The organism is Curtobacterium luteum, assembly GCF_014646995.1.
Taxonomy (GTDB): Bacteria; Actinomycetota; Actinomycetes; order Actinomycetales; family Microbacteriaceae; genus Curtobacterium; species Curtobacterium luteum.
The window spans coordinates 67,450-85,396 of the sequence record NZ_BMOI01000016.1; the positions used below are offsets into that span (position 1 = coordinate 67,450).

Sequence of the window (17,947 nt, forward strand, 5' to 3'; positions counted from 1 at the left end):
CCACCGACGACGTGACCGACGCCGACCTCACCGTCGGCGAGCCGAAGGACTGGGCGGCGGGCGTCCCCGGCGTCCTGCACTCGATGGGCCCAGCGCTCGAACAGCTCGGTGCCGCGCGGACCGCCAAGCTCATGCTCGCCCTGAACCAGAAGGGCGGGTTCGACTGCATGAGCTGCGCCTGGCTGGACCCGGACAAGCGCAAGACCGCGGAGTTCTGCGAGAACGGCGGCAAGGCCGTGGTGTGGGAGGCCACCCCGGTGACGGTGCCGCGGACGTTCTGGGCCGAGCACTCCGTCGACGACCTCGCCGACAAGACCGAGTACTGGCTCGGCATGCAGGGTCGGCTGACCGAGCCGGTGTGGAAGCCCGCGGGCAAGGACCGCTACGAGCCGGTCAGCTGGGAGCGCGCGTACGAGATCATCGCCGAGAAGCTGAACGGCTTGGACAGCCCCGACCAGGCGTCGTTCTACACGTCGGGTCGCACGAGCAACGAGGCCGCGTTCGTCTACCAGCTCTTCGTCCGGGCGTTCGGGACGAACAACCTGCCCGACTGCTCGAACATGTGCCACGAGTCCACCAGCCTCGCGATGGCCGAGGTCGTCGGCATCGGGAAGTCGACCATCGCGTACGACGACTTCGAGCAGACCGAGCTCATCATCGTCATGGGGCAGAACCCCGGCACGAACCACCCGCGCATGCTCACCGCGCTCGAGGACGCCAAGCAGAACGGCGCCGAGATCGTCGCGGTGAACCCGCTGCCGGAGGCGGGTCTGCGCCGGTACAAGAACCCGCAGCGCCCCCGCGGCGTCGTGGGGCACGGCACCCAGATCGCGGACCAGTTCCTGCAGATCCGGCTGGGCGGCGACATGGCGCTGCTGCAGGCCGTCGCGAAGCGGGTCGTCCTCGCCGAGCAGGCGGCCCCGGGCACCGTGGTCGACCGTGCCTTCATCGACGAGCACACCAGCGGCTACGACGCGTTCGTCGAGCACATCCTCCGGGTCGACGACGACGAGGTGGTGCGCGCGACCGGCCTCACCCTCGCGGAGATCGACGAGCTCGCCGACCGCTACCTGCGCTCCGAGCGGACGATCATCACGTGGGCGATGGGCATCACCCAGCACACGAAGGCCGTCGACACGATCAAGGAGATCATCAACCTCCTGCTGCTCCGTGGGAACATCGGCAAGCCCGGCGCCGGCGCCTCGCCGATCCGCGGCCACAGCAACGTGCAGGGCGACCGGACGATGGGCATCTGGGAGCAGATGCCGGACTCCTTCCTCGATGCCCTGGCGGCGGAGTTCCACTTCGAGCCGCCCCGCGAGCACGGTGTCGACGCGCTCAAGGGCATCCACGCAATGCAGCGAGGCGACGTCAAGTTCTGGATGGGGATGGGCGGCAACCTCGTCGCCGCCATCTCGGACTCGCAGCTCGCCGAGCAGGCGTTCCGCGGCACAGAGATGACCGTCCAGGTGTCGACCAAGCTGAACCGGTCGCACGCGGTCGTCGGGGAAGAGGCACTCATCCTGCCGACGATGGGCCGGACCGAGATCGACGTGCAGGCCGCGGGGCCGCAGTTCGTCTCCGTCGAGGACACCGTCTGCTCCGTGCACGGCAGCCACGGCCAGGTGCCGCCCGTCGCCCCCGGACTCCGCAGCGAGGTCGCCATCGTCTGCGAACTCGCCCGAGCCGTCCTCGGCGACCGGGTGCCGATCGCGTGGGAGGCCATGCGCGACGACTACGGCGTGATCCGCGACCACATCAGCCACGTCGTCCCGGGCTTCGACGACTACTCCCGCCGGGCGGGCAGCAAGGAGGGCTTCGTCCTGCCGAACGGCCCCCGCGACTCCCGGACCTTCGCGACGGAGACCGGCAAGGCGATGCTGACGGTCAACGAGCTCGAGCACGTCGAACGGCCCGAGGGCACCCTGCTGCTGCAGACCCTGCGCTCGCACGACCAGTACAACACGACGATCTACAGCCTCAACGACCGGTACCGCGGCATCAAGAAGGGTCGGCACGTCGTCTTCGTGAACCCGGAGGACCTCGCCGAGCTCGGGCTCGAGGACGGCCAGCACGTCGACGTCGCGACCGTCTGGCACGACGGCGTCGAGCGGGTGCTCCGCGACCAGCGGATCGTCGCCTACCCGAGTGCGAAGGGCTGCGCGGCGGCGTACTTCCCCGAGGCGAACGTGCTCGTCCCCCTCGACTCCGCCGCGAAGGGCAGCAACACCCCGGTGTCGAAGGCGGTCCCGGTCCGGCTGACCCCGGTGGTGGCTCCCGTCCCCGTCGGCTGACGCCGGACGCGGGTCCGGCGCCCTGGTCCGGCTCGCTGGGCCGGGCGGCCGGGCCGGCTCGCCGCACGGGCGGCCACGCCGTACGGTGGGGTCATGTGGCCGACGGAGGACGCCTGGCACCGGACCGTCCCGGACCGCCTCGCCGCCGCGCGCTGGGACCTCCGGCCGGGCAGGGTGATCACCGGCGGGAGCGTGTCCCACGTGCAGGCCGTCACCACCGCGGACGGCGGAGCAGCGGTGCTCAAGCTGTCGTTCCCGCACCGCGAGGCCCGGGACGAAGCGGCAGCGCTCGCCTGGTGGGGCGGCGAGGGAGCGGTCCGACTGCTCGCGGTCGATCCGGACGACCCGTTCGTGCTGCTGCTCGAGCGCTGCGACCCCGGCACACGACTCGTCGACCGGACGGACCTGAGCGCCGCCGAGCGGATGGCGATCGGTGCGGACGCCGTCGCACGGCTCTGGGCGGCCGGGGTGCCCGACGCGTCCCCGTTCGAGCGGGTCGCCGACGTCTGCGACGAGTGGGCCGACCTCGCCGAGGAGCGGATGCGGACCCTCGCGCCGCCGCTCGACCCCGGGATCGTCCGGCACGGCATCGCGCTGCTCCGCGAGCTCCCCCGGTCGGCTCCGACCACGGTCGTGGTGCACGGTGACCACAACCCCGGCAACGTCCTCATGGCCGGACGCGAACCGTGGCTCGTGATCGACCCGAAACCGATGACAGGCGACCCCGCGTACGACCTCTGTCCGCTGCTCGTGCAGGTCGACGACCCGTTCGCCCACCCCGACCCCGGGACGGTCCTCGCGGACCGGGTCGGACTGCTGGCCGACCGGACGGGTCTCGCACCAGACCGCGTGCTCGCCTGGTCGGTCGCCCGGATGGTCGAGTCGGCGCTCTGGTACGCCAGCCGCGCGGAGGTCGGGGCAGCGCGGGAGGCCGCGGCGCGCGCCGCGCGCATCGCCGACCTGCTCGGGTGAGGCGGCTCGCTCCCCGGCGCGGGGCCCGGTCACATCGGACGGGAGGCGCGGTGCGGGCCCGCCCCGCGCCTCCAGTCCGCTTGTCGGGCCTCGAGCAGGGTCCGCGCTCAGTCGCCGTGGGCCGGCGCGGTGAGCGCCGCGTCGACCAGTTCGTCGAGGGCGGGAGCCGCGTCGGCCGACCGGTCGACGAGCACCGCGCACATGCCGGCACGGCGTGCGCCCGCGACGTCCCGCTCGGGATCGTCGCCGACGAACAGGCACGCTCCGACTCCGACCCCGAGCCGTTCCGCGAGGATCGTGAACGCTCGCGGGTCGGGCTTCTGGACGCCGATCAGCTCCGAGACGCAGACGGCGTCGAATGCGTCGGCCAGGCCGGTGCGGGCGAGCTTGTCGCGTTGCTGCGCCTCGGAACCGTTCGTGAGCAGCCCGATCCGGTACCCGCGCTGCCGGAGCGTCCGCAGCAGCGGCACGACGTCCGGGAAGACCCGCCAGGCGTCCCGGTACGCGGCGAGGTAGTCGTCGAAGAGGGCGTCGAGCCCGCTGTCGGAGGCGGGGACCGCGAGCCCGAGCTGCGGGAGCACCGTCCGGAGTCGTTCCCGCCGCTGCTCCGGGAAGCCGATCTCGCCGGAGCGCCACCGTTCGTACTGCTCGTCCTCCGCGCGGAACCACGCGGCCAGGACGGCGTCGGTCGCGTCGATGCCGCGCTGTCCGAGGAACCGTCGGACGCCGACGACGGCTGCCCCTCGGTGGTCGAACAGGGTGTCGTCGAGGTCGAAGCCCACCGCCCGGATCGCGCCTCCCCGGCTCACCGGCGGGCCGCCCGACGCTCCTGCAGGCGCCGACCGAGCCGACGGCCGAAGACGAGCTGGACCGCGAGGGTCACCGTGCCCGCGAGCAGCAGCCCGGCGAGGTTCACGAGGAGTTGCACCACGGCAGCCCTCGCCTCGTCCCACGCACCCACCGCCAGCGTCAGCCCGACCGTCCCGACCGCGGGCACCGTGGTGATCGAGATGAACACCCCGACGAGCGCCGAGGGCTTCGCGGACGTGATGGAGAGCACTCCGGCGATGCCGGCGAGCGCCGCGATGACGAAGGACCAGCCGTCCGGCGCGACGATGAACTCGGTCTGCGTGCCGGTCGTCGCCTGCTCGTACGTGATGAGCCCGGCTGCGGACACCGCCGCCCACAGGCCCCACGACACGAGGGCGGAACCGGCGAACCCGGCGAGCAGCGTCGCGACGGCTGACCCGGCGATGCCGAAGCGCCGACGGACCAGGGCGTAGCAGGTCGCCGCGATCGGGGCGAACTCCGGACCGACCACCATCGCGCCGATGATGAGCACGGGTTGGTCGAGCAACCTCCCGATGCCGGCGATGAGCGTCGCGAGGAGGAGGAAGGTGAAGAAGGACACGGAGGGGCGTGCGTCCTCGCGGGCGTCGTCGGCGAGCTGCGCCCAGAGCACCCCGTCGGCCGGGTGTCCCGGTGCCGCCCGTTCGGCTGCGTCCGCGGCGTCGGAGACGACCGTCACCGGGTCGTACACCGCGATCGTGCCGTGCTCGGGCACCCCCGCGTGCCGCAGCATGCGCATGACGTTGTTCGCGTTCTCCCGCGCCATGTCGAAGAGGAGGAGGTCGCCGCTCCCGTCGAGACAGGCCCCGCGCAGCACCGTGACGTCGGACACGGTCGGGTCGGCGGACAGGCGGACGCGGAGTTCCTCGGCGAGCGGGGCGGGAGCGGAGACGCGGACCGAGAGCATGTCGCCAGTGTGTCGGAGAACGTCCTGCCCGGTTCCGGCGCGAGGGGACGAGTGTCCCGATCGGTCGGGGATCAGCCCGGGGTGAGCGCTCGGGTCCGGAGGTCCGACGCGAGCATCATGTCGGTCGCGGCGTCGATGAGGCCGTCCGCGTGGGCGCGCTCGAGCCGTCGGGAGGCGACCAGCGCGGCGATGCCCTGCATGGTCGCCGCGAAGAGCATCTTGAACGCGGTCCGTGCTCCCTCGTCTCCCCCGCCGCCCGGCCGAGGACCCATGGCCTGGTCGAGGACCTCGAAGAGGGTCGCAGCGGACTCGCCGGCGGGCCCGGTGCCGCCGCTGCCCTTCGCCTGGAACATCAGCTCCATCAGCGCGGCGTCGTCGATCGCGAAGCCCACGTAGGCACGGGCGACCGCGCGGAAGCGGGCCGCCAGGTCGTCGCCCGACCCGGCGAGCGCCCGGCGGACCGCGCTGGTCAGCCGTTCGAACCCGGTCACGGCGAGGGCGTCGAGCAGCGCCTGCCGGTCGACGAAGTGGCTCCGCGGTGCGCCGTGGCTGACCCCCGCCCGGCGTGCGAGGTCGCGGAGCGAGAGTCCGTCCACCCCGGACTCGCGCAGGACTCGGACGGCCTCGTCGAGCAGCACCGCTCGGAGGTTGCCGTGGTGGAAGGGGCGGTCGGGCACGTTCCATCCTAATCACGAACTAGGCATTGCCTATTTTCTAGCCAGTGCCTAGATTGGCGTCATGCAGATCCTCGTGTTCGGTGCCACCGGCCAGACCGGCCAGCACTTCGTCCGCCTCGCCCTCGCCGGTGGGCACTCCGTCCGGGCCGTCGCCCGCACCCCCGGCAAGCTCACACTCGTCGACGATCACCTCGAGGTCGTCCAGGGGTCGATCACCGAGCCCCTCGACCTCGACCGGCTGCTCGACGGTGTCGACGCGGTGGTCGCGATGCTCGGCGATCGACAGGCGCAGGAAACCCGGATGATCAACACCGAGTTCGTCCGCGAGCTCGTCCCCGCGATGCGCCGCGGAGGCGTCCGGCGGTTCCTCTACCAGGCGGGCGGCCTGAGTGCCGTGCCCGGCAAGCGGCTCCCGCTCGTGCTGCGGATCGTCCGGCGCACGATCGCCCGGAGCTACGACGGACAGCACCGGGACAACGAGGCGGTGATGCGGTACCTCGACACCGAGGCCCGCGACCTGCAGTGGACGGTCCACCGCGCCGGCATCGGGTCGGACGGACCGTCGAAGGGGACGCTCCGGCGCTCCTCGTCGTGGATCAGCATCGGCACGTTCGTCGACTGCGCCGAGTACTCGTTGCGGCTCCTGACGGACGACCGCGCGGTGCACACCTGCGACGGGAGTGCGTACGCGCGGGGGCGACGCGACTGACCCAGCCCCCATCGGGGCTCGGCAGCGCCGCAGAGCGGTACCACGCTGGAGCAGCCGGACAGGAGGCGCGGTGCGTGCCCGCCCCGCGCCTCCAGTCCGGCCGTCACCCGGCCGACGGCGTGTCAGCGCCGGACGGTGAAGCTCCCCCGCGCCGCACGGTCCGATCCGTACCCGCGAGCGGTCACGACGTGGGCGCCGACGCTCTGCGTCGACTTCGCGACGGTCAGCGTCGCGGTGCCCGTCGTGTCGGCGACGACACGGGTGGCCGCGCCGCCGTCGATGCGCACGGCGACCGACTCACCGGGCCGGAACCCGGCGCTCGTGAAGACCACGCGGTGCGCGCGCTGCGGGCGGGTGGGGTTGGCGGTGACGGTGCCGGTCCCGGCCTGCGCCTCGGCGCAGGCGTCGCCGGCGCGGCCGACGGGCGGCGCGGACGACACGCTCGTCCCACCGATCGAGACACCGTCGTCCTCACGGAGCGTGAGGGTGCCGGTGCCGTCGCCGAGGACCGCTCCACCCTGCGTCGTGCTGACGGCGAGGGGGTACGCGGTGGTCCGGGACTCCGAGGCGCGCCGGTCCCCGAAGACCGGCACGGCGACCGTGTGGCAGACCTCACCGGGACGGAAGACGACGTCCTGCACGGTCGAGCTGACGGCACCGTCCCAGGCGTCGAGGTCGAACGCGACGGTCGCGGTCTGTTCGGCCGGCCGTGAGAGGACGACGGCGACCCGCGCGGTGCCCTTGGCGTTGCCCTCGTTCACGAACCGGTCGGCGACCCGGACGGTCGGGCGGTCGACCACCTTCGGCGTGCCGAGCGACGAGGCGGGCAGCGCGGACAGATCGCTGAGCAGCAGGCCGCTGCGACCCTTCGGCACCATGACGGCGACCTGCCGGACGTTCGTCAGGTCGATCCCGGTGAAGGCGCTGAGCGGGACCTGCGCCTGCTGGAGCAAGGTCTTGCGCACCGCGTCCCGGGAACCGGGCAGGAGCGCACCGGCACGGCTCACGTCGGACAGCCTCCGCGTCGCGCTGGCTCCGGAGGCGTCGGTGACCCGGAGCGACACGTCGGCCGCCGCGGTCGCGCGGTCGTCCGGCGAGAGGCGGACGGACAGGGTCGAGAAGGACGACAGGTCCCCTGCGGCCGGGTCGACCGCGACCTTGACCGCGCCACCGGAGGCCGTCCCGGTCGGGACGACGTGGAGCGCGGGCGTGGCGGGGACCGACGGCGCGAGCCAGGCCTGCACGTAGTCGGGCGCGGTCGTCGCTCCGGTGACGCAGGCCGGCAGGGCGGGCGTGCCGGCGACGCCCTCGGTGCTGGCACAGGTCACCGCGCGCACAGCGCCCCGGGTGGTCACGGCGGGGTCCGCCGCGGTGAAGAGCGCGAGGTCGCGGCGGGTGCCGCCCGGGAGCGACGCGGTGACGCGGACGTCGGCCGTGCCGAGCGCTGACGGCACGCGACCGCTGCCGTCGAAGTACGGCAGGAACTGCTGCTCGCCGCCGAGCGTCAGTCGGAAGTACCCGCTGACGAGGCTCGTGCCGACGGCGTACTGCGCGCTCGAGCTCAAGCGCGTGGTGCCCTTCGCCTTCGCGCCGCACACCGGGTCCTGCTGGTCCCACCAGTCGTCGAACGACGCCTTCGGGTAGGTCGCCGGGGTCCAGACGGAGTTGAAGAAGTTGTGGTTCGCGCCCATCACGAGGACGGAGGAGCGGAGCACGTCGTCCCCGTAGGCCGTCCGGGAGTCGTCGAAGAATTGCTGGCCCTGCAGGTCGGACACGTCGCCGTCGCAGTACGGCAGCACCACGGCCGTGTCCACGTCCGGGAGCGTCGTGCGGCCGAAGTCGGTGGGTGCGAGCGGCATGACGGCCGTGATGCCGAACGGCTGCTTCCGCTGGGCGTTCAGCAGGGCCGCCCGGACGACGCCGTCACCGCCGCGGGAGTGGCCCATGAGGCCGACGTGCTGCAGGTCGAGCTTGCCGACGAGCGCCGGGGAGAGCCGCGGTTCGTCCCCCGCGTCCGCGCGCTGCAGGAGCGCGAGGTGGTCGAGGACGAGCTGCCCCCGCGCAGTGGCCCCGCCGTCGTCGGCGTACGTGCCGTCGAGGGCGTTGATGGCGTCCGCGGAGATCGACACGACCGCGACCCCGTTGCTCGCGAGCGCCTGGGCGGCAGCGTTGTACCCGAGGTAGCTCGGGATCACGGTCTGGTTCTTCCCGCACGGCCAACCGGCCGCGGTCGGGGTCCCGCCGACGCAGGCCTCGTGCCGACCGTGCAGGAACACCGCGACGGGCCGCTTCCCCGGGGCGTTCGCCGGCAGCCAGACCGCGGCGCGCATCTCGCCCTTGCGCCCCCGGAAGCCGCGGATGGTCTCGGCCTGGTCGCCGAGGTCGTAGTCGGCGCGGACGACGGAGTACGGACCCGCGGCGGCCGGGTCGGCGTCGAGCGGCGCCGGCGTCTCCTCGGGTCGGGCACCCGGCGTCGCCTGCGCTGACACGGACGGCCCGCTCGGGCGCTGCACGCCCCCGGTCGAGCCGAGGACCACGCTCGTCGCGCTCGCGACCGACGGGTCCGTGGTGGTGACGGTGAGGGTGCGCTGGTCGATGCTCGTGCTCGCGATCCCGATGTCCCGGCCGTCGACCACGAGCGTCGGGGCGGCGGCCCGGATCGGCAGGGGCTCGTCGAGCGTGAGGGTGACGACGTAGCCGCCGGCGACCGCGGTCACGGTCCACCCGTCCCCCGACGCGACCGGGGAGTCGCCGGTCGTGATCGTGGCGCCGGTACCGTCCGCGGGGGTGCCGTCGGCGGGCGCGGCGACCGCAGGGAGGGCGACGAGGCTGCCGGCGAGGGCGAGCGCCGCGACGACGGCGGCGGCCCCGAGCGACCGGGCGCCCAGGGATCGCGCCCCGAGGGATCGAGCACCGCGACGGCGGCGTGGTGGCTGGCGGCGGTGACGGTCCACGTCGGGGTCCCCCTGTCGGCGGGTGGTTCCGCGGGCCGTGCGGCACGCGCTGGTGGTCACGGTAGCGAGACCGGTCGGCCAGTCGGATCATCCCGCAGGATGATCGCCCGGGGAAGGTCCGCGCGCCCCGGCGAACACCCGAACGCGCGAAGTCGAGCGTGCCACCCCCGATCGCGTGCGTCGGCCCCGGAACCGCGCAGGAATGCGGCGGGAAGAGGCAAGAATGCCGCTCCGGCTCCTCATTAGGATTCCGTCAGGACCGCCGATCGGTGCGGTCCACACGCGCACGCCGGCCCAACGACGGGGAGGTTCGAGATGTCCCAGTTCGTCCAGAAGTTCACGCAGGACGCCATCATCGGAGAGCCCGAGGTCGTCGAGGACCGCGGTGCCGCACCCGTGCGCGAGGTCGCCGCGAACCCCGCGTGGCTCCGACTCAAGGACGCCGTCGTCGCACTCCAGCGACTGCAGGCCACCGACGGCTCCGTCCCGGACGCAGCCGACCACCCCGCCGCGTCCGAGCTGCTCGCCGTCGTCGTCCCGGCGATCGCCGAGCTCGCGCCCGCGTTCCCGCACGACGCCGCGTACCTCGAGCTGCTCCGCCGGGACTTCGCGGCGTGGGAGGCGCAGGGCTTCGGCGTCCCGGACTTCCTCGACTCGCTGAACGCCTTCCAGCCGCAGCAGCACCGGGTCGACGGCCTCGGGCACCTCGTGGTGTTCCCGATGGTCACGCAGAACGGCAGCGCCTCGCGGTTCGTCGAGGCCCTGCTCGTCGAGGTCATCTGGCCGGACTTCATCGCCGAGCTCGAGGCCGGCGAGTACGGCAACAAGCTGTTCGTCGCGCTCCGGTTCGTCGACTTCACGCCCGGCTACGACACGAACTCGGCCGTGCTGTTCCCCGAGACCGTCGCGATGCGGGAGATCCCGGCGTTCACCTGGGGCGCGATCTTCCAGGACCGCGAGGCCGCCCGCTACCGCCGGGTCGTCCGTGCGGCCGCCGACATCACGAAGCTCGACCTGCCCGAGGACGCCGCGGCGATGCTCGACGACCAGGAGCTCACCGAGCGGGTCTTCGTGATGTGGGACATCATCCACGACCGCTCGCACATGCGCGGCGACCTGCCGTTCGACCCGTTCATGATCAAGCAGCGCATGCCGTTCTTCCTCTACTCGCTCGAGGAGCTGCGCTGCGACCTCACCGCGTTCCGCGAGTCGGTCCGGCTGCAGCGGTCGCTGTCGGCGGTGCCGGACGGGGAGCTGTCGGATGCGCAGCGCTCGATCCGGGACCACGCGGCACTCGTGCAGTACGCCGTCATCTTCGACCGGATCTTCCGCTTCGCCATCACCGGCAGCCGGGTCCGGAACTACGACGGGCTCGGCGGGCAGCTGCTCTTCGCGTGGCTGCACCAGCACGGCGTCCTGCACTGGACCGACACGCAGCTCACGATCGACTGGGACGCGGTCCCCGACGTCGTCATCGCGCTGAGCGACCGGATCAACGACCTGTACTGGCGCTCGATCGACCGGCCGAAGTCGGCGCACTGGCTCGCCGCCTACGAGATGCTCACGCAGACCCTCACTCCGCACCCTGCGTCCGCGTGGGCGAAGGGGCTGCCGTCCGAGACGCTCGCCGGTCCGCCGAAGGGCTACACCGACGCCGTGCTCGACGACGAGTTCCCGCTCTCGATGTTCTACGAAGCGCTGGACAAGAAGATGACAGCCGTCATCCAGTCCACCGCGGGCATCACGGGGACCACCGACGACGCGTCGGTCGCCGCGTGAACGACGGCCCGCTCGCCGGCCGCACGGTGCTGGTCGCGGGAGCGACCAGCACCAGCGGCGAAGCCGTCTCGCGAGCACTGGTCGCCGCCGGAGCGGCGGTCGTCGCCGTCGGCACCCGGGGCGACGGCCTGGAGGCACTGCGCGCGGCCGTCCCGCAGGTCACGACCCAGCGGTGCGACCTGGCGGACCGCAGCGCGGTCGACGGGCTGGTGTCGCGCCTCCAGGCCGACGGGACGCACGTCGACGGCCTCGTGCACCTGGTCGGCGGATGGCGGGGCGGCGGCGGTCTCGCCGGGCAGTCCGACGAGGACTGGGACTTCCTCGAACGGGGCTTCCGTACCCTGCGGAACACGACCCGCGCCCTGTACGACGACCTCGTCGCCTCGCCGACCGGACGCCTCGCGATCGTGTCGTCGACGAGCGTCGACGCCCCCGCCGCGGGTGCCGCGAACTACGCCGCTGCGAAGGCCGCGGCGGACGCCTGGACCCGTGCGGTCGCGCAGGGCTTCCGGAAGGACGCCCCGACCACCGCGGCCGCCACCGTCTTCGTCGTCCGGACGCTCGACGGCCTCGAACGCCGGCTCGGCGAGGAGGTCGTCCGGCTCTGGGCGGCCGACCCCACCGACGTGAACGGCGTCCGTCTGCCCCTCGCCACGGAGCCCGTCGGCACGGAACCTAGGATCGACGCGTGACCCTTCGACTGCACGACCTCGACCTGCGGGGCTTCGCCTCGGACAACTACGCCGGCATCCACCCGGAGGTCCTCGACGCCATCGCGGCCGCGAACCAGGGCCACCAGATCGCCTACGGCGAGGACGTCTACACGGCACGGCTGCAGCAGGTCTTCACCGAGCACTTCGGCGACCAGGCGCAGGCGTTCCCGGTGTTCAACGGCACCGGCGCGAACGTCGTCGGCCTGCAGTCGATGCTCCCCCGGTGGGGCGCCGTCGTGTGCACCTCGACCGCGCACATCCACACCGACGAGGCCGGTGCGCCGGAGCGCGTCGGCGGCATCAAGCTCCTCACCGTGGACGCGCCCGACGGCAAGCTCACCCCCGAGCTCATCGACCAGCAGGCCTGGGGCTGGGGTGACGAGCACCGCGCGCAGCCGCTCGTGGTGTCCATCACGCAGACGACCGAGCTCGGCACGGCCTACACCGTCGACGAGATCAGGGCGATCGCCGACCACGTGCACGGGCTCGGCATGAAGCTCCACATGGACGGAGCCCGCATCTCGAACGCGGCCGCCACGCTCGGGCTCCCCTTGCGCGCCTTCACCACCGACGCCGGGGTCGACGTGCTGAGCTTCGGCGGCACCAAGAACGGTCTGCTCTACGGCGAGGCGGTGGTCGTGCTCGACCCGTCGGCGTCCGAGGGGCTGCACTACCTCCGCAAGCTCAACATGCAGCTCTCGTCGAAGATGCGGTTCGTGTCGGCGCAGCTCATCGCCCTGCTCACCGACGACCTCTACCTCCGCTCCGCACGGCACGCGAACGCGATGGCGGCGAAGCTCCGGGGCGCGCTCGAGGCCGGGATCGCCGACGGCAGCATCCAGGGCGTCGGGTTCAGCCAGGAGACCCAGGCGAACGGTGTGTTCGCGACCCTGCCGGCCGGGGTGGCCGATCGGCTCCGCGAGCACTTCCGGTTCTACGACTGGGACGCCAGCCGGAACGAGGTGCGGTGGATGTGCTCCTTCGACACGTCGGAGCAGGACATCGACGACTTCGTGGCGGCGCTGACGCGGGAGCTCGCGGCCGTCTGACCGCCTGGAATGTCAGGTTTGACGTACGAACGGCACCTGTGTAATTTCGACTCCGAGGCCGCGACGAGGCGGCTCCGAGAGCCCCAGGGGGATCGATGTCGAAGCACCGAACAGCCATCACGAGCCTCGTGCTCGTCACTACAGTGATCGCGAGCGCGCTCGTGACTGCACCAGCGGCGACAGCTGCCACGACGATGCCCCGCGCCGGGACGGCCGTACAGACGCACGGCGCCGAGGTCGAGATCAGCCCGGAGCAGCTCGCAGCCGCGCTCGGCGAAGCGAGGGCTGATGGACTGGTCGTGGCGAACAGCGAACGCGCGGACGGGTCGACGGTCACGAGGATCGATCTCGGCGACGGCTTCACGTTCGACCTCGTCACCGAACGCTCCCGCGAGCGCATCGGAGCGGGCACGGACTCGAAGGGCACCTACGTCAGCTTCAACGCGACGGACCAGAACATGATCATCAGTGGCGCAGCCTTCGCACTCGGGGCCGCCGTGTGCGCAGTGAGTGGCGGCACGTTCTGCGTCGTCGTCGGCGCGATCCTCACCGCGGCCACGGTGGCGATCACCGGGAGCGGGGCAATCCGTTGCGGCACGAAACAGCTGCGGGTCTACCCGTTCGCGGGCGGCAAGGTCAAGCCGCGGTGCGCCTGATGGGAGACATGACGTCATGAGGTCGTTCTTGTTGCGCCTGCCCATCGCGCTGACGTGCAGTTCGGCGCTCGTCGTCGCCGGATCGGTCCTCGTCACGGCGCCGACGACCGCCGGCCATTGGGGCAGCACCGTCGGATCCGCGCTGGCCCTGTTCACCGCGATGGTGTGGGCCGGCACCGCACTCCGTCGCCGACGGCACCGACGGCCGTGACCGCGCGCGTCCGTCGGGGTCCGACGGTCGTGATCGTCGGCGGCATCGCAGCGACGATCGGCGCCTGGCTCGCGCTCGGCCTGCTCGACGCCTGCCTCGGAGCGCTCGCCACGCTCGCGTACGCTGCCTCCGCGCCGAGCGTCGTCGGCGCGACCCGTGTCCCGGACGGGGCCGCGCCCGATCCACGCAGCGTCCGGAAGTGGCGCGAGGAGCATCCGGACGCGACGATCAGCGAAGCGATCGCCGCCGTGTCGGAACGGTGACCGACGACGGACGGGAGGCACGGGGCGGAACCGCACCGTGCCTCCCGTCCGTCCTGTGGTCGCGACCGCGACCCCACCGGTCAGTCGTTCTCGACCTCGAAGTCCCACTCGGCGAGGGTCTTCCCGCCACCGGGTGCCCAGCGCAGCACGCCCTCCCCGACCTTCATCACCGTGCGGAGCTCGAAGGTGACGCGCTGCCCCGCGCGGAGCGTTCGCGGCGGCGTCCCCTTCCCCGGGACCGGTGACAGGCGGTAGACGTTCCCGAGCTGGTCGATCGTCGTCATGTCGGACACGGAGACCGGCACGCTGCCCGACGTCCCCCGGAGGGACACCGTCCACGTGCACGTCGTCGTCTCCCCCTGGTGCGGCAGCCCCTCGCCCGGGACGACGGGCCCGGTGACCGTCGCGGTCACGGTGGCGCCGTCCTGCAGGTGCACCCGGACGGCATCGCCCTCGGAGGTCAGCGCGGGGTGGGCGGCGCTGCCGTCGAGGACCTCGTCGGTGGTGGAGGGGATCGTCGCGAGGTACGACGGCATCCCGCCGTAGGTGTCCTCGACCCCCGGACGCGTCTGCCCCGTGCACCCGGCGAGGACCGACGTCAGGACGACGACCCCGACGAGCGCAGCGGACCAGGAGGCCACCAGGGTGAGCGGCCTCCTGGTCCCGGGGTGCGGACGGGTCACCGGCGCCTCGGCAACGCGTTGTTGAACACGTCAGGCCCGAACGGCTCGAGGCCGGCCTGGCCCGCGTACCCGAGGTGCCCGAGCCGGTCGACGCCGCCGGACACGGTGCCGCCGGGCAGCCGCTGGTGGTCGTCGCCCGTGCTGACGCCGAACACGTCCTCCATCGTCCGCAGCCAGCTGTAGTGGTTGTAGTACGTGGTGGAGACGGTCCCGGGCTTGATGAGCGGGCTGATGAGCACGCTCCCGGTGTCGCCGCCGCCGGGGGTCGCGTCGGTGGCGTCGTAGAGCGGGTCGGCGGTCTGCCCGGTGCTGAGGAAGCCGGGCGCCCCCTCGGCGCTGAGCGTCAGGCTCGTCACCGCGCCGGTCGGCGTCACCGGGTTCCCGGCGGCGTCGAGGAGCTGGAACGACCCGCTGACGACCGATCCGGAGGCCGACGTCGGGTACTGCGGGCCGGTGTCGCTCACGGCTCCGACGAAGGTGTCGGCCGGGATCGGGCTGGTGCCCCCGGGGCCGGTCTTGTCGGTCGTGTCGACCACGCCACGGCCGGTGTCGTCGGCGACGATCGACTGGTCGACGACGTAGCTGGAGGCTGTGTTCGCTGCGACGGCGTCCGTCCGGGCGCCGGGGGTGTTCCCGGACCCGCCCCGGACGATCCCGGGCACGCAGTCGGCGGGGACGAGCGTCGGCGAGGTCTGGGTGCACGCGGAGGGCCGGTCGATGAAGGCGTTGTACCCGGGCCCCGGGTACAGCTGGTTGCCCTTCGAGTCCGTCCCGAGCGTCGAGTTCGGGCCGGTCGGCTCGGTCGCGACGTTCTTGCCGTCGATGTTCTCGCCGGCACGGTCAGCCGCGATGCCCGAGGAGGCGTCGGGCTTGTCCGAGAGGGTCGGCCCGTAGTGGTTCGCGTTGTCGAAGCTGTTGCCGCTGTAGGTGAAGGGCGGGTTGGCCTCGTCGAACGCGACGTCGATCAGGCCGCCGTCCTTGAACGCGGCCGAGCGCTCGATCATCGGGATGTAGTACTTGAGGAAGAGGTCCGAGGCGTAGAGGCCGCCGGTGTGGTTCTTCGGCGTGGTCGACTCCGGCGCCGGGGTGCCGGACTGGTAGACCGGCTGCCCGCTGCTCGTGAACGACCCGGAGAGGTTGTTGCCCTTGCAGACGGCGTCGTGCGCGTCGCTGCAGTTGTTCGGCGTGATCCAGCTGAACGCCGGCGTGGTCTTCTCGTGCTGCAGGTCGCGGAACAGCCCGTTCGAGGACGAGTCGAGGTTCGCGATGTGCGCGGCGTCGCAGTCGGTGCCGCCCTGCGTCGGGGTCGTCAGCGAGGTCGCCGCGCGTCCCTTCGCGCCGGCCGCTCCGGTGAGGCCCTCGAACCACGGGAACGGGAAGTGCTTCGCCACGTACTGGTCGTTCGCCTGGGCCCCGGTGAAGCTCGTCACGCCGGTCGGTGCCGGGTGGTCGGCCGAGGGCGTGAGGTACGTCGGGTTGTTCTCGGGGTTGTTGTCGGCGGTCCCGGGAGCTCCGCAGAGGCCGTCCTCGCGGCCGGGCTGGTTGCCGAGGTCCTGCGCGTAGCCCTTCCAGGTCTCGTGCGCGGCGTCGAGCTGGTTGAAGAGCGTCGGCGTGGAGTGCGGGTAGGTGCAGCCGTTCGAGCCGTCGGGGGCGTTGGCGCCGCTCGGCTGTGCCGCGTTCGCGAGGGACTTGACCTGCCCGCGGTCCTCGCCGGACCCGATGATGCTGTGGTCGGACCCGAAGCGGGTGTCGACCACGTTGCAGTCGGACTGGGTGTCCGCCTGCGGACCCTGGCCAGACACCATGGAGATGTAGTTGTCCATGCTGTAGTGCCCGGTGCCGTAGTAGTTCTTCAGCAGCACCCCCTGGGCCGGCAGCGTCTTCCAGAGGTAGCTGTTCTGGTTGAGGCCCGTGAACGTCGCGTCGTACGACTTGTTCTCGAGGATGATCAGCCAGACGTGCTTGACCTGGCCGGGACGGAGCCCGGTCGAGGTGATCGTGGTCCCGCGCTGCGCCGTGCTGGCGTCTGCTGCGGAGGCGGTGGTGGTCGCGACGCCCGCGACGGCGGCAGCGAAGACGCCTGCCGCTGCGACGAACGCTGCGGTGCGCCGTCGACCATTGGTCCTGCCGATGAGCTTCATGTGGGAAGTCTCGCCCCGTGGCCGCCCCCGCTCGGGGGACAGCAGGTGAACGGGTCGTGAGGGACCGCACAGCGAGCGGTCCCTCACCGGGGCCGGCGCGCCGGGAGGGGCGCACCGGCCGTCCCGTCAGCTGGTCAGGCGCTTCCGACCCGCCACGCGCACCACGAGACCGGCGACGACGCCGCCGAGGATCGGTGCGACGATGAACACCCACAGCTGGGCGAGCGGCGTCGCACCGCCGTACACCGCGGTCGCGATGGAGCGTGCCGGGTTCACCGACGTGTTGCTCACCGGGATGCTGACGAGGTGGATGAGGGTGAGCGTCAGACCGATGCCGAGCGGCGCCACGGCCTGGTACTCCTGCTTCGCGGTGATCGACAGGATCACGGCGATGAACACCCCGGTCAGGACGGCCTCGGTGAGGAACACCGAGCCGAGCCCGAACCCGCTCGGGCTCGAGTCGCCGTAGCCGTTTGACGCGAAGCCGCCCTCCTGCGCCGCCGCGAACGCGCCCGGCTTGCCGCTGAGGACCGCGGCGATGATGCTCGTCGCCACGAGGCCGCCGACCACCTGGGACACGATGTACCCCGCGACGTGCCGGGCGTCGGTCCGCCCGGCGGCGAGCAGCCCGAGCGTCACCGCCGGGTTGAAGTGCCCGCCCGAGATGTGGCCGACGGCCGAGATCCCGGCGACGAGGGTGAGCCCGAACGCGAGCGCCACGCCGAGGTAGCCGACGCCCTGCTGGTTGTCGGTCGCGCTCGGGACGTTCGCCGCGAACAGGGCGGTGCCGACACCGCCGAGGACCAGCAGGAAGGTGCCGAAGAACTCGGACGCGTAGCGCGCGAGCGGCGACCAGGCGGCCGCGTCCTCACGGCGCTGTTCGGATGTGGAGGTGCTGACAGGGGTCTTCTTCGCCATGGGGGTCTCCTCATGAAGCACGACAGGACGCTGCTGCGTCCTGCCGTCAGGGTTGATCGAGTGGGTGACCGCCCCGGACCGACCGGGAGGCGCGATGTGCCTCCCGGGGTCTGGGGTGGTCGGTGGGTGGTGCGGTCTACTGCACGCGGGTGGGTTTCGCGAGGGCGGCGCG

At 72.3% G+C, this 17,947-nt stretch carries 16 protein-coding genes; 9 read left to right on the forward strand and 7 right to left on the reverse strand.

The window, feature by feature from the left end:
- Positions 1-2,294: FdhF/YdeP family oxidoreductase (locus IEY20_RS15390; protein WP_188889286.1), on the forward strand; the 2,294-nt coding region annotated here is incomplete at its 5' end.
- A 93-nt stretch (positions 2,295-2,387) separates the two neighbouring features.
- Positions 2,388-3,266, forward strand: coding sequence for an aminoglycoside phosphotransferase family protein (locus IEY20_RS15395; RefSeq protein WP_175327575.1), 879 nt, complete (start codon positions 2,388-2,390; stop codon positions 3,264-3,266).
- A 107-nt stretch (positions 3,267-3,373) separates the two neighbouring features.
- Here the strand turns inward: IEY20_RS15395 and IEY20_RS15400 are convergent, their stop codons facing one another.
- The 3 genes from IEY20_RS15400 to IEY20_RS15410 form a co-directional block, all read right to left on the reverse strand.
- Positions 3,374-4,075, reverse strand: a complete 702-nt coding sequence (locus IEY20_RS15400) for an HAD family hydrolase (RefSeq protein ID WP_175327576.1) — start codon at positions 4,073-4,075, stop codon at positions 3,374-3,376.
- A complete protein-coding gene (locus tag IEY20_RS15405) occupies positions 4,072-5,022 on the reverse strand; it encodes a DUF389 domain-containing protein (RefSeq protein WP_022903393.1) in 951 nt (316 codons plus the stop codon). Before IEY20_RS15405 ends, IEY20_RS15400 begins: the two co-directional genes overlap by 4 nt.
- Before the next feature lie 71 nt (positions 5,023-5,093).
- On the reverse strand, positions 5,094-5,699 hold the full coding sequence (locus IEY20_RS15410) for a TetR/AcrR family transcriptional regulator (RefSeq protein WP_175327577.1): 606 nt from the start codon (positions 5,697-5,699) through the stop codon (positions 5,094-5,096).
- A 61-nt stretch (positions 5,700-5,760) separates the two neighbouring features.
- Here IEY20_RS15410 and IEY20_RS15415 point away from each other — a divergent pair, with 61 nt between their 5' ends.
- Positions 5,761-6,408: an NAD(P)-dependent oxidoreductase gene (locus tag IEY20_RS15415; protein WP_175327578.1), complete on the forward strand. Its 648-nt coding sequence runs from the start codon at positions 5,761-5,763 to the stop codon at positions 6,406-6,408.
- 122 nt (positions 6,409-6,530) lie between these two features.
- Here IEY20_RS15415 and IEY20_RS15420 read toward each other — a convergent pair whose 3' ends face one another.
- A complete protein-coding gene (locus IEY20_RS15420) occupies positions 6,531-9,362 on the reverse strand; it encodes an alpha/beta hydrolase family protein (RefSeq protein ID WP_175327579.1) in 2,832 nt (943 codons plus the stop codon).
- Between the two features lie 315 nt (positions 9,363-9,677).
- Between IEY20_RS15420 and IEY20_RS15425 the strand changes: the two genes are divergently transcribed.
- The 6 genes from IEY20_RS15425 to IEY20_RS15450 all read left to right on the forward strand — a co-directional run bounded on the left by IEY20_RS15425 (position 9,678) and on the right by IEY20_RS15450 (position 14,033).
- Entirely contained in the window at positions 9,678-11,141 is a 1,464-nt protein-coding gene (locus IEY20_RS15425) for a DUF6421 family protein (protein ID WP_022902987.1), read from the forward strand.
- Complete coding sequence (locus IEY20_RS15430; protein ID WP_175327580.1) at positions 11,138-11,833, forward strand: SDR family NAD(P)-dependent oxidoreductase; 696 nt, start codon at positions 11,138-11,140, stop codon at positions 11,831-11,833. Before IEY20_RS15425 ends, IEY20_RS15430 begins: the two co-directional genes overlap by 4 nt.
- The gene (locus tag IEY20_RS15435) at positions 11,830-12,903 is read left to right on the forward strand and encodes a threonine aldolase family protein (RefSeq protein ID WP_175327581.1); all 1,074 of its coding nucleotides are present in this window, start codon (positions 11,830-11,832) and stop codon (positions 12,901-12,903) included. The genes IEY20_RS15430 and IEY20_RS15435 overlap by 4 nt, the downstream gene beginning before the upstream one ends.
- A gap of 95 nt (positions 12,904-12,998) precedes the next feature.
- The gene (locus IEY20_RS15440; RefSeq protein ID WP_175327582.1) at positions 12,999-13,559 is read left to right on the forward strand and encodes a hypothetical protein; all 561 of its coding nucleotides are present in this window, start codon (positions 12,999-13,001) and stop codon (positions 13,557-13,559) included.
- Between the two features lie 16 nt (positions 13,560-13,575).
- On the forward strand, positions 13,576-13,770 hold the full coding sequence (locus IEY20_RS15445) for a hypothetical protein (protein ID WP_022902991.1): 195 nt from the start codon (positions 13,576-13,578) through the stop codon (positions 13,768-13,770).
- Positions 13,767-14,033, forward strand: a complete 267-nt coding sequence (locus tag IEY20_RS15450) for a hypothetical protein (RefSeq protein ID WP_175327583.1) — start codon at positions 13,767-13,769, stop codon at positions 14,031-14,033. The genes IEY20_RS15445 and IEY20_RS15450 overlap by 4 nt, the downstream gene beginning before the upstream one ends.
- Positions 14,034-14,113: 80 nt before the next feature.
- Here the strand turns inward: IEY20_RS15450 and IEY20_RS15455 are convergent, their stop codons facing one another.
- From IEY20_RS15455 to aqpZ, 3 genes are all read right to left on the reverse strand, one after another.
- Complete coding sequence (locus IEY20_RS15455; protein ID WP_175327584.1) at positions 14,114-14,674, reverse strand: hypothetical protein; 561 nt, start codon at positions 14,672-14,674, stop codon at positions 14,114-14,116.
- 38 nt (positions 14,675-14,712) lie between these two features.
- A complete protein-coding gene (locus IEY20_RS15460) occupies positions 14,713-16,857 on the reverse strand; it encodes a phosphoesterase (protein WP_175327585.1) in 2,145 nt (714 codons plus the stop codon).
- Positions 16,858-16,983: 126 nt separating this feature from the next.
- Positions 16,984-17,775, reverse strand: a complete 792-nt coding sequence (gene aqpZ, locus IEY20_RS15465; protein ID WP_175327586.1) for an aquaporin Z — start codon at positions 17,773-17,775, stop codon at positions 16,984-16,986.
- Positions 17,776-17,947: the final 172 nt, after the last annotated feature.